Genomic DNA, 16,216 nt, shown 5'->3' on the forward strand with positions numbered 1-16,216 from the left:
TTCCCCGGATTCCCCGGAGCCCGGCCGGACTCCCCGGCACCGTGCCGATCCCCGAGGGGCCCCTGCCGCACTCCGAGGAGCCCCCTGCCGAACGCTGGTGAACTCGCCTGCGGTACGCGGCACTTGGCCGGGCGGGGTGCGACGGACCCGCCGGACTCGGCCGAGTTCGGCGGGAGTGGGAAGAAATCGAAGGATCTTGGAGGCTCGGCGGGGCCTCGCGATGCGCTCCGGATCCCCGTGCGCGCCGGACTCCCGGTGCGCGCCGGACTCCCGGGCCCGGGCACTCCTGGCGCCCCCTGCGACCGCCCGCCTCCCCCGCCTGCCCGCGTCCACAGACGGCCCGGACACGGCCTGCGAGGCGTCGCGACGCCCGGGAACCCGTCGGCCGGTACCGGAGGACCGCACAGGCGGCTGTGCGGCCCTCACGGGGCCGGGACGTCAGGACGGGTGGACGCGCAGACTGCGCAGCACCCTGTCGGTGCGCGCCTTGCAGTCCTGGTCGCAGCGGATCTGCACATATACCGGCGGAATGCCGGACTTGCCGGAGGACAGCGCGATCTCCTCCAGGCCGTGCCCCGGGGAGTCGCAGGACGACCAGGAGCGCACGCTGCCCGACCACGAGCCGCTGCGGAAGGACCGGTTGCCCCGGGGCACACACCCCTTGTGGTCGATCGCACCGACCCTGCGCGGCAGTTGCTCCGCCGTCTGGTCCTTCTTCCCCCCGGCGCCCCGGCCGTCCGTGCCGAGGCCGACGAAGACGCCGCTCACCGGCGCGGTGAGGTCCTGCCAGCGGGACACGTCCTGCGCGACCGTCAGCCCGGGCGCGCTCTGGTCGGAGAGCCCCAGCGCCGAGGGCCGCCAGCCCGAGCCGGCCGTCTCCTTCGCCCAGTCGCCCGGAACCTCCACACTGATGCGGCCGGACGCGTCGGACACCCGGATCTCGGACGGCGGCTCGGACGGGTCCTGCCGGCCCAGCACATACGCGCCGGCGCCCGCACCGCCCAGCAGGACGGCGAGCGCCGTACCGATCGCCAGGGAGCGGCCCCGCCGCCCGCGCGACCGCCCGGACTCCCCGGCACCGCTCGCCGGGCCGGAGACCGCGCCCGGCGGCCCCGCGATGCTGCTCGACGAACCCTGGACGCCGCCCAGCGGTTCGCCCGCGCCGCTCGCCGGCTCGACCCCCGTGACGTGCCCGTGGCTCACGGTGCCCTGCCCCGGCACGCCCGCAGCAGCCCCCGATCCGTACGGGGCCGCCGGATACGTGCCGACGCCCTGCCCGGCCGCACCGCCGCCCGCCGCGCCGAGGCCGCCGCGCAGTTGCCAGGTCTCCTCCAGCTCCGCCGGGGCCGTGCCCCGCGCCGCGCCCGGCCCCGGCGCCGTACGCCGTTCCCCGAGGTCCTCGGAAGCCGTCGCGCCTGCCCGCGCGACGGTTTCCGTGCCCTGCCCGGCCGCGCCGTCCGGCCCGGCCTCCGCGTCGGCTTCCGTCTCCTGTGCGGGCCCGGAGCCCGCCGTGTTCCCGACCTCGGTGTCCGGCTCGCCCGGCGGTCCCGCCGGGGAGGCCGCGTCAGGGGGCGATCCTGCCGGAGAGGCCGCGTCGGGGGAGGAGACCGCGGATGCGGGAGCGGCGGAGCCGGCCGAGGCGGCTTCGGCAGCTGCGGCAGACGTGGCGGCCGCCGCAGCTGTGCCGGCCGCCGGGGACGCGGAGGCCCCGGCGGGCCGGGCGGGGCCGGATCCGGAGGCCGAGGACGGTTCGCGGGGTGCCGGTACGGCGTCCCTCGGCTCGGTGGCGTCGGACGGTGCGGTCTCGTCCGGGGCCGGAGCATCCGGAGCGGAGCCGCCCGCTCCGGACGGTGGCCCCACGAGCGCCGTCGGCGTCCCGGACGGCGCCCGCGGAGCGCCCCGCGCCGGGCCGGCCCCCAGGAACGGCGGCCGGGAGAAGGTCATGGTGGTGCCCGAGTCCATGCCCTGCCCGGCGTCGCTGCCGCTCGCCAGGCGGGCCAGCTCGTCGGCGAAGGCGGCGGCCGTGGGCCAGCGGTGCTCGCGGTCCGGCTCCAGGGCGCGGGTCAGCGCCCTCACCAGGGCCTGCGGCAGTCCGGGGCGTACCCGGTCGGCGGGGGCCATCCGGCCCGCCGGGCCCGGTACCGTGCCCGTCACCAGGTGGTAGAGGACGGCGCCGAGCCCGTAGACATCGGCGCGTGCGTCGATCCCGTCGTACGGTTCGGACTGCTCGGGGGCCATGTAGCCGGTCGAGCCGGCGACCACCGTCAGCCCGGACGCCTGCGCGAGGTTCTTCGCGAGCCCCAGATCCGCGACGAGCACCCGCTCCCGGCCGGCGCGGGCGCCCCGGGCCAGCAGCACGTTGGAGGGCTTGAGATCGCGGTGGACGACGCCGGCCTCGTGCAGCGCGTGCGCGCCCCGCGCCGCGCGCTCGGTGATCCGCAGCGCCTCCGGCACCGGCAGCGGACCCTCCTCCAGCAGATCGGCCACGGTACCGAGATCGGCGTACTCCATGACGAAATACGGCCGTTCGTCGTCCAGCTCACCGACGTCGAAGACCTGGACGACGCCTTCCGAGGTGGCCTTGCGCAGCATCTGGGCCTCGGTCAGGAAGCGCTCGCGGATGTCCGTGCGGAAGGCCCAGTTCTCCGCCATGACCTTGACCGCTACGGGCGCCCGCAGCCGCTCGTCGTGGGCCAGCCATACAACGGCGAAGGCCCCCGAGCCGAGACGTCGCTCCACTCGGTACCGGCCGATCGATTCAGGTGCGGGCATGCCCTCTATGATGCCGGTCTGTGTCCAACCCTCCCCACGGCACCGTGACCGGCTCCCCCGACGACCCCGACAACACCCCTGATCCCAGCGGCGACGACGGCGGCGCATCCCACGCCGGCGCCGGCCGCCCGGACGACGGCACCGAGGCGCTCGCCACCCGGGCCGCAGGGGGCGACGCAGCAGCCCTCGACCAGCTGTTGCGCGCGATCCACCCCGAAGTGCTGCGCCGCTGTGGACGTTTCCTGCTCTTCCGCGAGGACGCGGAGGAGGCCGCGCAGGACGTCCTGCTCCAGGTCCATCGGCACATCCACCGCTTCGAAGGCCGCAGCCGCTTCAGCACCTGGCTGCACACCGTGGTGGCCAACTGCGCACGGCAGAAGTACCGCGAACTCAAGCGCCGCTCCGCCGAGCAGCCGCTGACGCCCGCCACACAGGAGAACGGCGCACCCGATCCCCGTACGACCAGCGTGATCGCGGGCTCGCGCGTCGACATCCTGGAGGCGCTCGACCGGCTGGAGCGCGACAGCCCGCATCTGGTCGCACCGCTCGTCTACCGCGACATCTGCGGGATGGAGTACTCCGAGATCGTCGACCGGCTCGGCATCCCGCTGGGCACCGTCAAGTCCCGGCTGCACCACGCACGCCGCCAGCTGCGCCCCTGGCTCTCCAGCGGCTTCTGAGGCGCCCCGGGAGCCTCCCGGAACCAACGGGGCCCGGCCCCGGGAGCCTCCGGGACTCCCGGGCCCCGTCAGGCCCCCGGGAAGCGGGCCACGTACCGCCGCTGCCAGGGGGTCTCGACGGCGCGCGAGGAATAGTGCGCGCGGACGTAGGCGACGGCCTCCGCGTTCGGCACGCCGTCGAGCACGGCGAGGCAGGCCAGCGCCGTACCGGTGCGCCCGTACCCGCCGCCGCAGGCGACCTCGACCCGCTCGTCGCCCGCCCGCTCCAGCAGCTCGCCGAAGGCCGCACGCGCCGCGTCCCGGTCGCCGGGCAACCGGAAGTCGCGCCAGCGCAGCCAGCGGGACTCCCACGGCACGGACGGCGGCTCGTGCCCCAGCAGATAGAGCCCGAACTCCGGCTGCTGCCCCTCGGGCAGCGGGCGCCTGAGCCCCCTGCCGCGCACGGCGCGTCCGGACGGCAGGGCCAGCAGTCCGGCCGTCTCCGGCTCCCACGGTGTGCGTTCGGCGTTCATGCGCCCCGAGCGTAGGCGCGCACCGGCCGGCGTACCGGCGGACGGGGAAACCCGCGGCCGCTCGTGTCACATCTGTGCGCCGTCGGGCTTGTCACATCTGTGCGCCCTCGGGCTGTCGTACCCGCGGAAGGGAAGAACCTGCACCCGCGGCGGCAGCTGTGCCCGTGTTCCCGGTGCCTGCCGTCGTCGGCCGAACTCCCCGAAAGGCGGACCGACATGACCGATACGACGGGTTCATCCGGCATCTCCCGCTCCTCCGTGCCCACCGGGCGTCCGGTACTCGTCACCGGCGGCACCGGCACCCTCGGCCGGCCCCTGGTGGACGCCCTGCTGGCCGCGAGGGTGCCCGTGCGCGTCATGAGCAGGCGCCCCCGCGCGCGGGACGACGAGCGGCCCTACGAGTGGGCACGGTGCGACCTGGCGACCGGCGTCGGGCTGGGCGCCGCCGTCCGCGGTGTCCGCGCGATCGTGCACTGCGCCACCCACCCGCTGAAGGAGGAGACGCTGGTGGCGCGGGTCATCGAGGCGGCGCGGCAGACGAGCGGCCCGCCGTATCCGCACCCGGTGCCGCATCTGGTGTACATCTCGATCGTCGGCGTCGACGAGGTGCCGTTCGTCTACTACCGGCGCAAACTGGCCGCCGAGCGGCTCATCGAAGGCGGCGAGCTGCCGTGGACGATCCTGCGTGCCACCCAGTTCCACGACCTGGTGGCCGGCGCCGTCCGGTCCCAGCGCAGGCTGCCCGCCGTTCTCCTGCCGCGCGGTGCGCGCTTCCAGCCCGTCGAGGTCCGGGAGGTCGCGGCGCGGCTGGCCGCGCTCGTGCAGGACGAGCCGGCGGGCCGGGTGCCCGACATGGGAGGGCCCGAGGTGCGCACGGCGGCGGACCTGGCCCGGGCCGCCCAGCGTGCCCTGGGGCTCCGGCAGCGGATCGTCGGCCTGCCGGTGCCCGGCCGCACCGGCAGGGCACTGCGCGCCGGCCGCAACCTGGCGCCCGGCCACGCGGTCGGGAAGGTGACCTTCGAGGAGTACCTCGGCACGGCTGCCCCGTCCCGATGACGGCCGGATCCGGCCGGTACGGGCAGGCTCGTCCCCGTGCCGGCGGGCGCTCACCGGTACCCGGCGGCACCGCCCGCGCGGCCCGTGCCATCGTGAGCGCATGCCCTTCGCCCGAGCCCAGGACGGCACCGCGCTGTACTACGACACCGTCGGCGCGGGCCCGCCGCTGCTCCTGCTGAGCGGCCAGTCCAACGATCACCACTGGTGGGACCCGGTCCGCGCGGACTTCGCCGCCGCCTTCCGCACCGTCGTCATGGACTGGCGCGGCACCGGCCTCAGCGAGCGGCCCGACACGGACACCTACAGCACCCCCGGCTTCGCACGGGACGCGCTCGCCGTCCTCGCCGACGCGGGCATCGAAAGCGCCCACGTCTACGGCACGTCGATGGGCGGCCGGGTCGCCCAGTGGCTGGCCGCCGACCATCCCGGCCGGGTGCGCCGGCTCGTGCTCGGCTGCACCTCGCCGGGCTCCCCGCACGGCATCGAGCGCGGCCCCGAGGTGCGCCGCGCCCTGGTGCAGCCCGATCCGGCGGCGGCCCGGCAGGCCCTGATCGAGCTGATGTACACCCCGGGCTACGCGGCCCGGCACGGCGGCCCGTTCACCACGCTCGGCGAGCCGCTGCCGGGCTCCGGGACGCCTCCGATGCCCGGGTACGCACGCCGCCGCCATCTGCGTGCCAGCGCCCTGCACGACGCCTGGGACGCGCTGCCCCGCATCGCCGCGCCCACCCTCGTCCTGCACGGCACCGAGGACACGTTCAACCCGACGGCCAACGCGCCGCTGCTGGCCGGCCGGATTCCCGGCGCACAGCTGCGGCTCGTCCCGGGCGCCCGGCACGCGTACTTCGAGGAGTTCGCCGACGTCGCCACCCCGCTCGCCCTGGCCTTCCTCCAGGGCCGCCCGCTGCCGGATCCGCAGGCCCCGGCAGCGGGGTGACACGCGGCCCGGGCCGCGCACAGCTGCCGACGGCACGGCCACCCGGCACCCGGCACCCGGCACCCGGCAAGGACGCCGCGTACAACTTCCGCAGCTGAGCGGGGTTTTCGGACCGTGCACCGATGCGCACAACCCGCACAGCTGTGGCGGTTTTCCGGCCGTGCACCGGTGCGCGGGCGCCCGTGCGCCGCCGCCCCTCTCGCGCGCCCTACTCGGCGAGCGTCTCGCACAGGTCCTCGTACGGGCCCGACAGCTCCAGCAGTTCGCGGGACGTGCCGTTCCCGTCCTCGGAGTAGCGCACGGCCATGAAGCCCCGGGAGATGAGCCATCTGTTGTGGACGGGCCGGTCCCCGGTGTGCAGCCCGGCGCCCCAGTCGCCGCCGCTGAGGACGTGGGTCCCCGTGCCGGGCTCCGGGTACGTCAGGGTGCCGGTTCCGGACACGTCGCGGCGTACGGTCCTCCCGGTGTCCAGGTTGGTGGCCTCCATCACCAACGGGCCGCTGACGACGGCGTAGACGGGGTCGCCCGCGTCGTTCGTCCAGGTCTTCTGCACCATGTCGACGACGGGGAACGTGGCGTGCGCCGGGAACGGGCACACCTCGCCCCGCGGATAGTCGATCTCCGGCTGTTCCGGGCGGGTGACCACCGGCCCGTGCCACCCGCCCGAGCGGTCGGCGGCCCGTGCCCCGGCCGGCACGTCCCCCGTGTCCCGTGCCGGAGCCGCCTGCGCGCCCGGGACCGCGCACAGCAGCGCGGCCGTCACCGCGGTGCACGCGGCCGCCGCCACGGCACCCCGCGTCCGCCGCACACGCCCCTTCCGTCCGCCGCCCGCCGTCCGGGCCACGCCACCGGCTGCCGCTCCCCGCATCCGCATCTGCCGTCCCTCCGCTCCGGCCGGGCCCTGCTGCGTTCCGCGGGCCCACGGTCGCCGCGGCACCCCCGCGCGGGAACACGTTTCGGCCGTCACCGAACGGAAACCGGCGCGGCCGGACGGCACCGCTCCGCCGCCGTTCCGCAGATGTGGGCGGAAAACGTGTACGCGCGCGGCTGTGCCCGGAAAACGCCCCGGCGACAAGCCCGTCGAGCGTTCCCGGTCCACACTTCCGGCCACGGAGACCCAGCAGAAGGGCAGGCCGAGGAATGCGCATCCACTTCACCGTGACGGATCTGGCCCGCACCCGGCTCGCGCCGGCGCCCAGCCCGCTCGCCGTGACCACGCTCAGCGCCTGCCGTCTGCGCCACGGCCCCGGCGACGCCCCGGGCCTGGACCTGTGGCGGCGCACCGTCGAGGCGGCCCGCGCCCCTGCCGCACCGGACCGGGCGGGCGGACCGGTAACAGCTGCCCGGCCGGGGGCCTTCCCGCCGCTGGGCGGCCTGGCGGCGACCGCGCCCAGCCATCCCGTCCCGCGTCTGCTGCGCCCGCACACCGCCCTGCCCACCCTCGACGAGGAGTTGGAGCGGCTGCTGGCCACACCCCGTGCCGAACTGCGCGCGGACCTCGGCTATGTCGCCTCCCGCCGCCCCCTGCCCCGCTGGGCCCGCGCGCTGGCCGACGGGCGGCCCGCCGCGCTGCGCCGGCTCGCGGACGCCGTCCGCGCCTACCACGAGGTCGCCGTGGCGCCCTACTGGCGCGAGCTGCACGCCGCGATCGGCGCCGAACTGACCCGCCGCGCCCGGCAGTTGCAGGAGGGCGGTATCGAGCTGGTGCTCGACACCCTGCATCCGGCCATGCGCTGGCGCCCGCCCTACCTGGAGCTGTCCTCCCCGAACGAGGACGTCTACCACCTGGGCGGGCGGGGACTGGTGCTCGCACCGGGCGCGTTCACCGCCTATCTGCCGTGCGATCCGGGCGACGACCGGCCGACCCTGCACTACGCGGCCGTCCCGCACCCGCCCCTCGACACGCTGACCGGACCGCACCACCACCTCGCCGCGCTGCTCGGACACAGCAGGGCCGCCGTGCTGGAGGCCGTCGCGGAGGGCTGCTCCACGAGCCAACTGGCCCGCCGCGTGGGGTTGTCGCCGGCGTCCGCGAGCGAGCACGCCACGGTGCTGCGCAGCGCCGGGCTGGTGGAGACCCACCGGAGGGGCCGCGCCGCGCACCACACACTGACCCCGCTGGGCGCCGAACTGCTGCTGCACAGTGCGTCCGGCCGCACCCCGGAGCCCGTCGGCCGGACGCCGGCACGCGACCGCAGCTGAGCGGCCGGACCGGAAAACCATTATGTGCGTACGCCGTACTCAGTATCCTGGTCGCTCGCACCGTCCGGCCGCACCGCAACCGCGCGCGGCCCGGGGGACCGAGTGCGCCGTCGAGCAGAGGAGACACCGCAATGCCCGCCAACTCGCCCACCACCTCACGGAGAAGCGACGGCCCAGCCGCCGGCGCCCCGCCGGCCCGCAGCTGGGCGGCGGCCGACGGTCACAACGTCATCGAGGTACGCGGCGCGCGGGAGAACAATCTGGCGGACATCTCGCTGGACATACCCAAGCGCCGGCTCACCGTCTTCACCGGAGTGTCCGGGGCCGGAAAGTCCTCGCTGGTCTTCGGGACGGTGGCCGCCGAGTCGCAGCGGCTGATCAACGAGACCTACACCGCGTTCGTCCAGTCGTTCATGCCGAGCCCGGGCCGCCCGGACACCGACGCGCTGCGCAACCTCAGCGCGGCCATCGTCGTCGACCAGGAGCGCATGGGCGCCAACTCCCGCTCCACGGTGGGCACGGCCACCGACGCCTACACCATGCTGCGGATCATCTTCAGCCGGCTGGGCACCCCGCACATCGGCGCCTCGACGACGTTCAGCTTCAACAGCGCCGAGGGCATGTGCCCCGAGTGCGAGGGGCTGGGCGAGGCGTCGGCGATCGATCTCGACGAGGTCGTGGACCCCGGGCTGTCCGTCCGCGAGGGCGCGGTGAAGGCCCCGGGTTTCGCGGTCGACTCCTGGTTCTGGCAGGTCCTGGTCGGCTCCGGCCTGTTCGACCCGGACAAGAAGGTGCGCGAGCTGAGCGACGAGGAGCGGCACGCACTGCTGTACCAGCCGACCACCAAGATCAAGGTCGGCACGAGCAACCTCACCTACGACGGCGTGATCACCCGGATCCGGCGCACCATCCTGCACAAGGACCGGGACGCGATGCAGCCGCACATCCGGGAGTTCGTCGACCGGGCCGTCGTCTTCCGCAGCTGTGCGGCGTGCGGCGGCACCCGGCTGAACCAGGAGGCGCTCTCCTCCCGGATCGGCGGGGTGAACATCGCCGAGTGCGCCGCCATGCAGATCAGCGATCTCGCGGAGTTCGTCCGCAAGATCGAGGACCCGTCCGTCGCACCGCTGCGCGCCACCCTCTCGCACACCCTGGACTCGCTCGTCGCCATCGGGCTCGGCTACCTCAGCCTGGACCGGCCCGCCGGGACGCTCTCCGGCGGTGAGGCACAGCGCGTGAAGATGGTCCGCCACCTCGGCTCCAGCCTCACCGACGTCACCTACGTCTTCGACGAACCGACCGCCGGGCTGCATCCGCACGACATCCAGCGCATGAACGAACTGCTGCTGCTCCTGCGGGACAAGGGCAACACCGTGCTCGTCGTGGAGCACAAGCCGGAGGTCATCGCCCTCGCCGACCATGTCGTCGACCTCGGGCCCGGCGCGGGCGCCGACGGCGGACAGCTGTGCTACGAGGGCGATGTGGCCGGGCTGCGGGCCTCCGGAACGCTCACCGGGCGCCATCTGGACCGGCGCACGCGCCTGCGCGCACAGGTGCGCGAACCCCGGGGCGTGGAGCGCATCAGAGGCGCCTGTCTGCACAACCTGAAGAACGTCGACGTCGACATCCCGCTCGGTGTCCTCACCGTCGTCACCGGTGTCGCCGGCTCCGGCAAGAGTTCGCTCGTGCACGGTTACCTCGCCGGACGGGAGGGGGTGCTCGTCGCCGACCAGTCACCCATCCGCGGCTCACGGCGCAGCAACCCCGCCACCTACACGGGCCTGCTCGGCCCCATCCGCACCGCCTTCGCCAAGGCCAACGGGGTCAAGGCGGCGCTCTTCTCCGCCAACTCCCAGGGCGCCTGCCCGCACTGCAACGGCCTCGGGCTCGTCTACACCGACCTGGCGATGATGGCCGGCGTCGCGTCCGTGTGCGAGCAGTGCGAAGGCAAACGGTTCACCCCCGAGGTCCTCTCGTACACGCTGCGCGGCAAGAACATCAGCGACGTGCTGGCCATGTCCGTCGCCGAGGCGCACGACTTCTTCCCCGGCGGGCAGTCGGCCGCGGTGCTCGGCAGGCTGAAGGACGTGGGGCTGAGCTATCTGCGGCTCGGCCAGCCGCTCGACACCCTCTCCGGCGGGGAGCGCCAGCGGCTGAAACTGGCCATCCACATGGCGGGGAAGGCCGCCACCTACGTCCTCGACGAGCCGACGACGGGCCTGCACATGGCCGATGTCGACCAACTGCTGTCCCTGCTCGACCGGTTGGTCGACGCCGGCAACTCCGTCGTCGTCATCGAGCACCACCAGGCCGTGATGGCACACGCCGACTGGATCGTCGACCTCGGGCCCGGCGGCGGTCACGACGGCGGCGAGGTGGTCTTCTCCGGCATACCCGCCGACCTCGTCGCACACTCCGAGGGCCTCACCGCCCGCCACCTCCGCGCCGCCACCCGGCACTCCTGAACCCCGCGCGGCCCCGGCCCGTACCGGGGCCGCGCGGCGATCACCACGGGGAGCGGGCGGTCATCCCGCCGTCGACGACGAGGTCGTGCCCGGTGATCCACGAGGCCATCGGCGAGGCGAGGAACACACAGGCGTCGCCGACCTCGCCGGCCCGCCCCATCCGCCCCAGCGGCGCCCCCGCACACCAGCGCCGCACCCCGTCCTCCCATGCCTGTTCGATGCCGTCCCGGGCGACCAGCCCGGGCGAGACCGTGTTGACCCGCACCCCGTCCCCGCCGTACTCGACGGCCGCGGCCCGCGCGTGCGCGACGACCGCCGCCTTCGAAGCGGAGTAGTGCGCGTGCCCCACCGCGGCGTACCCGGCCTCGATCGAGGCGACATGGGTGACGCTGCCGCCCCCGTGCGCGGCGAGCAGCGGGGCGGCGGCCTGTGTGCAGGCGAACACGCTGGTGAGGTTGGTGTCGACGACCTCCCGCCACTGCGCCGCCGTCATCCCGGGCAGCGGCTGGACGGGCTGTACGGCCGCGTTGTTGACGACGGCCCCGAGGCCCGCGGGGCGGCCCGGCGACGGTGCCCACCCGGCCGCGGCCCGCACCACGTCGCGGCATCCGTCCTCGTCCGACAGCTCGCCCCGCACGGCGTACGCCGCACCGCCCGCCCGCTCGATCAGCGCGACCGTCTCCCGGGCGCCCGCCTCGTCCGACCGGTAGTGCACGACGACGGGAGCGCCCACGGCGGCGAACCGGAGCGCGACACCGCGCCCGATCCCACCCGACGCGCCGGTCACCAGCACCGTGCGCCCATCGGCGAGCACGGGCGCACCCACCGCAGCCACCGCACCCACCGTCTCCGCCGCATCCGCCGCACCCGGCGCACCCGTTCCGGCCGTCGCCGCCGGGCCGCGCGGCGCGCCTGTCCGCGCCCCCTCGGCACCGCTCGCCGCGCTCATACGCGCCCCAACTCCTCGATGAGACGGGCGTGTCCGGGGTAGGCGCGCGCCAGCCGTGCCGGGTCCCCGTGCTCGTAGCCGTCCTCCGTCCAGCCGGGCGCCATGGTGCAGCCGAAGAGCGTCCAGGCGCCGCCGTCGGCCACCCGGGCCGCCATCCAGGTACCGGCGGGCACGGTGAACTGCACATGATGCCCGGAGCCGAGGACGTCGGGGCCGAGGACGGGCGTCGTGACGCTCCCGTCGGGCGCGAGGAGGAGCAGGGCGAGCGGGTCGCCGCGGTAGTGGTGCCAGGTCTCGTCGGAAGGCAGCCGGTGGAGGGCGCAGTAGTCGCCGGGGCGGGCGGTCAGCAGCATCACGATCGCGGAGCCCTCCGGCCGCCCGTCGGGACGGACCGGGCCTGCCCACAGCTGCCGGAAGCGGCCCCCTTCGCGCGGCAGCGGCTCCAGGCCGAAGTGCGCGATCAGCGCCTCGGGGGTCTCGGCGGTCTCGGGCGGGTGGGTAGCCATGTCCCAGCGCTGCCCCGCCGCCCCCGCGGTCATGCCCGGGCGCGACCTGCCGTGCGCCCCGGAACAGCTGTGCCCACCAGGGCAGTCGTGCACACGGGCACAGCTGAGGGCACAGGGCAGCTGTGGGCAGACCTCCGCAGCAGTGCGCACAAGGGGCGGCCGTACCCGTCGTCACGGCCGTGAACACAAGGACCACAAGGACCGAAACTTTTCTTGCTGCACACGGGGAGACACGGCCGTCCGGCGAGGGCAGCATGTGGCCCTCCCTCGGAACGCCCCGGCCGGGCCTTTTCCGCTGCTCTGCCACGGCTCAGGCCCGGCCCCGGCCCCGCAGGCTCTTCGGAAAGGCGGTGTCCAGGTGCGCCCGCGCGCCCTTCTCTCCCCGCTGGCGGCAGCGGTGGTCGTGCTGCTCGTGCCACCGCTGCTGACGTCCGGCTCGGGCACCGACACGGGAACGCACATCCCCGGCCTGCGCCTCATGGTCCCCAACACCCCGGGCGGCGGCTACGACATCACCGCGCGGACGGCGGCCAAGAACGCCGAGGAGGCCGGGCTCAACCGCAACATCGAGGTGTACAACCTGCCGGGTGCCGGCGGCACCGTCGGGCTGAGCCGGCTGGTGAACGAGCGGGGCAACGGCAAGCTCATGATGTCGATGGGCCTCGGCGTCGTCGGGGCCGTGCACACCAACCACGCGCCCTCCACGCTCGCGGACGCCACCCCGGTCGCGCGGATCGTGGAGGAGCCGGACATCGTCGTCGTCGCGAAGAACTCCCCCTACAAGACGTTCGATCAGCTGCTGGACGCCTGGAAGAGCGACCCGCGCTCGGTGCCCGTCGGCGGCGGCTCCTCGGCGGGCGGACCCGACCATCTGGCCCCCATGCTGATGGCCCGCGCCGCCGGTATCGAGCCGAAATCGGTCAACTACGTGCCCTTCGACGGCGGGGGCGAGCTGCTCGCCTCCGTCCTGGGCGGCAAGGTGAAGTTCGGCGTCTCGGGCATCGGGGAGTACCGCGACCAGATCGAGTCCGGCGAACTGCGCCTCCTCGCCGTCACGGGCAGGAAGCGCATCGAGGGCTTCGACGCCCCCACCCTCCAGGAGGCCGGCCTGGACGTGGTGTTCACCAACTGGCGCGGCCTGATGGCCCCGCCGGGGCTGTCGGAGGAACGCCGCGACCGGCTGATCCGCTTCGTCCGGCAGCTGCGCGGCTCGGCACAGTGGCGCAAGTCCCTGCGCGTCAACGGCTGGGACGACGCCTGGCTGCCCGGCGAGAAGTACGGCCGGTTCCTGGCCGCACAGGACCGGCGGGTCGACACCGTGCTGAAGGAGCTGGGCCGGTGACGACCCTGCGCGCGGCCCTGCGCGGCCGCTCCGAACTCGGCGTCTGCGCCCTGCTGTTGGCGGTCGGCGTCCTCGTGCTGACGGACGCCCTGACGATGGACTCCGTCGCCTCGGTACGCGGCCCGGTCGGTCCCCGCACCGTCCCCGTACTCGTCGGCGGCGCACTGCTGGTCGTGGCGCTCGTCCTGGCCGTCGACGTCCTGCGCGGCCCCACGGGCCCGACGGCGCCCCCAGCTGACGAAGAAAACCCCGCCCCGCTCGCCGCGGAATCCGGCACAGCTGAAGCCGACACGGCGAAAGCCGCCACAGCTGAGGACGGCCCCGCGCCGGGTCCGACGAAAGCCGGCACAGCTGAGCAGCCGGAGGCCGGGGAAGAACCAGGCACATCTGCGGAAGCGCCGCGCGCGGACGGAACTGCCGCAGATGGGGCCGGAGTTCCCCACGACTGGCGCACCGTCGCCCTCCTCACCGGCGTCTTCCTCGCCTTCGCCGCCCTGATCGAGCCGCTCGGCTTCCCGGTCGCGGGCGCCCTCCTGTTCTGGGGCTCCGCCTACACGCTGGGCAGCCGCACCCACGCCTTCACCCGGGACCCGTTGATCGCCGCCGTCCTCTCCGTGGTCACCTACGCGGTCTTCCACACCCTGCTCGGCGTCGCGCTGCCCGGCGGCCCCCTGATGGGGGTGCTGTGACGATGGATTCCCTCGGCTCCCTGATGGACGGCTTCGGCACCGCGCTGACCCCGCTGAACCTGCTGTGGGCCGCCGTCGGCGTCCTGCTCGGCACCGCCATCGGCGTCCTGCCCGGCATCGGCCCCGCGATGGCCGTGGCACTGCTGCTGCCGGTCACCTACGGGCTCGACCCGACCGGCGCCTTCATCATGTTCGCCGGTATCTACTACGGCGGCATGTTCGGCGGCTCGACGACGTCGATCCTGCTCAACACCCCGGGCGAGAGCGCCGCCGTCATCGCCGCCATGGAGGGCAACCCGATGGCCAAGGCGGGCCGCGGCCCGCAGGCGCTGGCGGCAGCGGCGATCGGGCACTTCGCCGGCGGCATGATCGGGACCGTCCTGCTGGTCGTCCTGGCCCCCACGGTCGCCGATCTGGCCGTGGACATCGGGGCACCGGACTACTTCGCCATCATGGTGCTGGCGTTCATCGCCGTGACCTCCGTCCTCGGCTCCTCACGGGTACGCGGTTTCGCCTCCCTGCTGATCGGCCTCACCCTGGGGCTGGTCGGCCTCGACCAGATGACGGGACAACAGCGGCTCACTTTCGGCAGCCTTCAGCTGTCCGACGGCATCGACGTGGTCATCGTGGCCGTCGGTCTCTTCGCCATCGGCGAGGCCCTGTGGGTCGCGGCCCGGCTGCGGCACGACGGAGGGCCCGGCGCCGGGATCCCGCTGAGCCGCCCCTGGCTCGGCCGTGACGAGCTGCGCCGCACCTGGAAGCCGTGGCTGCGCGGCCCGGTGATCGGCTTCCCGTTCGGCGCGATCCCGGCGGGCGGCGCGGAGATCCCCACGTTCCTGTCGTACATCACCGAGAAGCGCCTCTCCCGGCACCGGAAGGAGTTCGGCAAGGGCGCCATCGAGGGCGTGGCAGGGCCGGAGTCGGCCGCGTCCGCCTCCGCGGCGGGCACCCTCGTCTCGATGCTCACCCTGGGCCTGCCCACGACAGCTGTGGCCGCCGTCATGCTGGCCGCTTTCCAGCAGTACGGCATCCAGCCGGGCCCGCTGCTGTTCGAGCGCGAACCCGACCTGGTGTGGGGCCTGATCGCCTCGCTGTTCGTCGGCATGGTGATGCTGCTGCTCCTCAACCTGCCGCTGGCGCCGCTGTGGGCCCGGCTGCTGCGCATTCCCCGGCCGTATCTGTACGCGGGAATCCTGTTCTTCGCCGCGGTCGGCGCCTACGCGGTGGGCGGCGAGGCGTTCGACGTGGTCCTGCTGCTGGTCATCGGACTGCTGGGACTGCTGATGCGGCGTTACGGGCTGCCCGTGCTGCCCGCGATCATCGGCGTCATCCTGGGCCCGTCGGCCGAGCAACAGCTGCGCCGGGCTTTGCAGATCAGCGACGGCAGCGTGTCCGGCCTCGTCGACACCCCGTTCGCGGTGACGGTCTACGCGGTCATCGCCCTCGTGCTGCTGTGGCCCTGGCTGCGGCGCGCCCTGCCCCGGCGCCTCCGCCCCGCCCCGGGCGCCTCCCGCGACCCGGGCCCGCCCGACACCCCCTGACCCCGCGCCCCGTCCCCACACCGCCGCCCCCGCTCCGTCCGGACCCCCGCCGGACACCAGGAGCGGGGGCGGCACCTTTCCGTCCCTCCCTCGCGGCTCCCGCGACCCGCCTTTGCCTTTCCCTTGCCCGTGGCCTTGCCACAGCACCGACCCCGGCTCCTGTCGGAAGGCCGCGCAACAACAGCGAAGTGCCAGGTCACAGACGCCTGTTCAGAAGTTTTCCACAGGGCGCCGAGCCACTCCGGACTCATTTGGTAATCTAAGTATTAACGCTTCCTTGACGGTTCCTTGACTGTCATCAGTGATCTTCATTGCCCTGTCCCCGTCTGTTCCCGCCTGCCCCTGTCTGTTCCCGCCTGTCCCCGTCAGTCCCGGCCCCCGCAGGACACCGCCGTCCCCGGGCGGGCCGCAGCCCGCGCGCACCCGCGACCGCGACCGGTGCCGCGCGGTACGCCCCGGAACCGAGACCGAGTCCCCGGACGCCCAGGAGGAGTCATCCGCTTGTCGACGCCCGGCCGCACCGGCCATCGCATCCCCGTCCCGTCCCCCGTGCCCCCGTCCGCCC

Annotated in this window: 13 protein-coding genes; 8 read left to right on the plus strand and 5 right to left on the minus strand. The window is 74.5% G+C overall.

Annotated features, from left to right (window positions below; all coding sequences use genetic code 11):
• Positions 1-438: 438 nt before the first annotated feature.
• Positions 439-2,772: a serine/threonine-protein kinase gene (locus SCA03_RS36975; RefSeq protein WP_308697815.1), complete on the minus strand. Its 2,334-nt coding sequence runs from the start codon at positions 2,770-2,772 to the stop codon at positions 439-441.
• Positions 2,773-2,792: 20 nt separating this feature from the next.
• Here SCA03_RS36975 and SCA03_RS14325 point away from each other — a divergent pair, with 20 nt between their 5' ends.
• Positions 2,793-3,452: an RNA polymerase sigma factor gene (locus SCA03_RS14325; RefSeq protein WP_230988671.1), complete on the plus strand. Its 660-nt coding sequence runs from the start codon at positions 2,793-2,795 to the stop codon at positions 3,450-3,452.
• Between the two features lie 68 nt (positions 3,453-3,520).
• On the opposite strand, the gene SCA03_RS14330 is transcribed toward SCA03_RS14325, so the two are convergent.
• A complete protein-coding gene (locus SCA03_RS14330) occupies positions 3,521-3,964 on the minus strand; it encodes a protein-tyrosine phosphatase family protein (RefSeq protein ID WP_030886341.1) in 444 nt (147 codons plus the stop codon).
• 216 nt (positions 3,965-4,180) lie between these two features.
• Between SCA03_RS14330 and SCA03_RS14335 the strand changes: the two genes are divergently transcribed.
• Both SCA03_RS14335 and SCA03_RS14340 read left to right on the plus strand, forming a co-directional pair.
• Positions 4,181-5,020 carry an SDR family oxidoreductase gene (locus SCA03_RS14335; protein ID WP_086817710.1) on the plus strand — a complete coding sequence of 280 codons (840 nt, stop codon included), beginning with the start codon at positions 4,181-4,183 and terminating at the stop codon, positions 5,018-5,020.
• A gap of 100 nt (positions 5,021-5,120) precedes the next feature.
• Positions 5,121-5,957, plus strand: coding sequence for an alpha/beta fold hydrolase (locus tag SCA03_RS14340; RefSeq protein WP_086817711.1), 837 nt, complete (start codon positions 5,121-5,123; stop codon positions 5,955-5,957).
• Positions 5,958-6,165: 208 nt separating this feature from the next.
• Here SCA03_RS14340 and SCA03_RS14345 read toward each other — a convergent pair whose 3' ends face one another.
• On the minus strand, positions 6,166-6,765 hold the full coding sequence (locus SCA03_RS14345; RefSeq protein WP_141275412.1) for a hypothetical protein: 600 nt from the start codon (positions 6,763-6,765) through the stop codon (positions 6,166-6,168).
• A gap of 332 nt (positions 6,766-7,097) precedes the next feature.
• Between SCA03_RS14345 and SCA03_RS14350 the strand changes: the two genes are divergently transcribed.
• On the plus strand, positions 7,098-8,159 hold the full coding sequence (locus tag SCA03_RS14350) for an ArsR/SmtB family transcription factor (protein ID WP_086817712.1): 1,062 nt from the start codon (positions 7,098-7,100) through the stop codon (positions 8,157-8,159).
• A gap of 131 nt (positions 8,160-8,290) precedes the next feature.
• The gene (locus SCA03_RS14355) at positions 8,291-10,624 is read left to right on the plus strand and encodes an ATP-binding cassette domain-containing protein (RefSeq protein ID WP_141275413.1); all 2,334 of its coding nucleotides are present in this window, start codon (positions 8,291-8,293) and stop codon (positions 10,622-10,624) included.
• Between the two features lie 40 nt (positions 10,625-10,664).
• Here the strand turns inward: SCA03_RS14355 and SCA03_RS14360 are convergent, their stop codons facing one another.
• On the minus strand, positions 10,665-11,573 hold the full coding sequence (locus SCA03_RS14360; protein WP_141275414.1) for an SDR family NAD(P)-dependent oxidoreductase: 909 nt from the start codon (positions 11,571-11,573) through the stop codon (positions 10,665-10,667).
• A complete protein-coding gene (locus SCA03_RS14365; RefSeq protein WP_086816754.1) occupies positions 11,570-12,079 on the minus strand; it encodes a cupin domain-containing protein in 510 nt (169 codons plus the stop codon). The genes SCA03_RS14360 and SCA03_RS14365 overlap by 4 nt, the downstream gene beginning before the upstream one ends.
• A gap of 358 nt (positions 12,080-12,437) precedes the next feature.
• Between SCA03_RS14365 and SCA03_RS14370 the strand changes: the two genes are divergently transcribed.
• Genes SCA03_RS14370 through SCA03_RS14380 form a run of 3 tightly spaced genes read left to right on the plus strand, consistent with a single transcriptional unit; the run spans position 12,438 to position 15,651 of the window.
• Positions 12,438-13,421: a Bug family tripartite tricarboxylate transporter substrate binding protein gene (locus SCA03_RS14370; protein WP_030886324.1), complete on the plus strand. Its 984-nt coding sequence runs from the start codon at positions 12,438-12,440 to the stop codon at positions 13,419-13,421.
• Positions 13,418-14,110 (plus strand): tripartite tricarboxylate transporter TctB family protein, encoded by a 693-nt coding sequence (locus SCA03_RS14375; RefSeq protein ID WP_169729663.1) that lies wholly within the window; start codon positions 13,418-13,420, stop codon positions 14,108-14,110. Before SCA03_RS14370 ends, SCA03_RS14375 begins: the two co-directional genes overlap by 4 nt.
• Before the next feature lie 2 nt (positions 14,111-14,112).
• Positions 14,113-15,651 (plus strand): tripartite tricarboxylate transporter permease, encoded by a 1,539-nt coding sequence (locus SCA03_RS14380; RefSeq protein ID WP_141275436.1) that lies wholly within the window; start codon positions 14,113-14,115, stop codon positions 15,649-15,651.
• The last annotated feature ends 565 nt before the right edge of the window (positions 15,652-16,216 follow it).

Source organism: Streptomyces cacaoi (genome assembly GCF_006539165.1).
In the GTDB taxonomy this organism is placed as follows: domain Bacteria; phylum Actinomycetota; class Actinomycetes; order Streptomycetales; family Streptomycetaceae; genus Streptomyces; species Streptomyces cacaoi.

Coding starts and splice junctions, on each gene's coding strand:
- SCA03_RS36975 (WP_308697815.1), bottom strand. CDS start 2,772: ATGCCCGCACCTGAATCGATCGGCCGGTACCGAGTGGAGCGACGTCTC.
- SCA03_RS14330 (WP_030886341.1), bottom strand. CDS start 3,964: ATGAACGCCGAACGCACACCGTGGGAGCCGGAGACGGCCGGACTGCTG.
- SCA03_RS14335 (WP_086817710.1), top strand. CDS start 4,181: ATGACCGATACGACGGGTTCATCCGGCATCTCCCGCTCCTCCGTGCCC.
- SCA03_RS14340 (WP_086817711.1), top strand. CDS start 5,121: ATGCCCTTCGCCCGAGCCCAGGACGGCACCGCGCTGTACTACGACACC.
- SCA03_RS14350 (WP_086817712.1), top strand. CDS start 7,098: ATGCGCATCCACTTCACCGTGACGGATCTGGCCCGCACCCGGCTCGCG.
- SCA03_RS14355 (WP_141275413.1), top strand. CDS start 8,291: ATGCCCGCCAACTCGCCCACCACCTCACGGAGAAGCGACGGCCCAGCC.
- SCA03_RS14360 (WP_141275414.1), bottom strand. CDS start 11,573: ATGAGCGCGGCGAGCGGTGCCGAGGGGGCGCGGACAGGCGCGCCGCGC.
- SCA03_RS14365 (WP_086816754.1), bottom strand. CDS start 12,079: ATGGCTACCCACCCGCCCGAGACCGCCGAGACCCCCGAGGCGCTGATC.
- SCA03_RS14380 (WP_141275436.1), top strand. CDS start 14,113: ATGGATTCCCTCGGCTCCCTGATGGACGGCTTCGGCACCGCGCTGACC.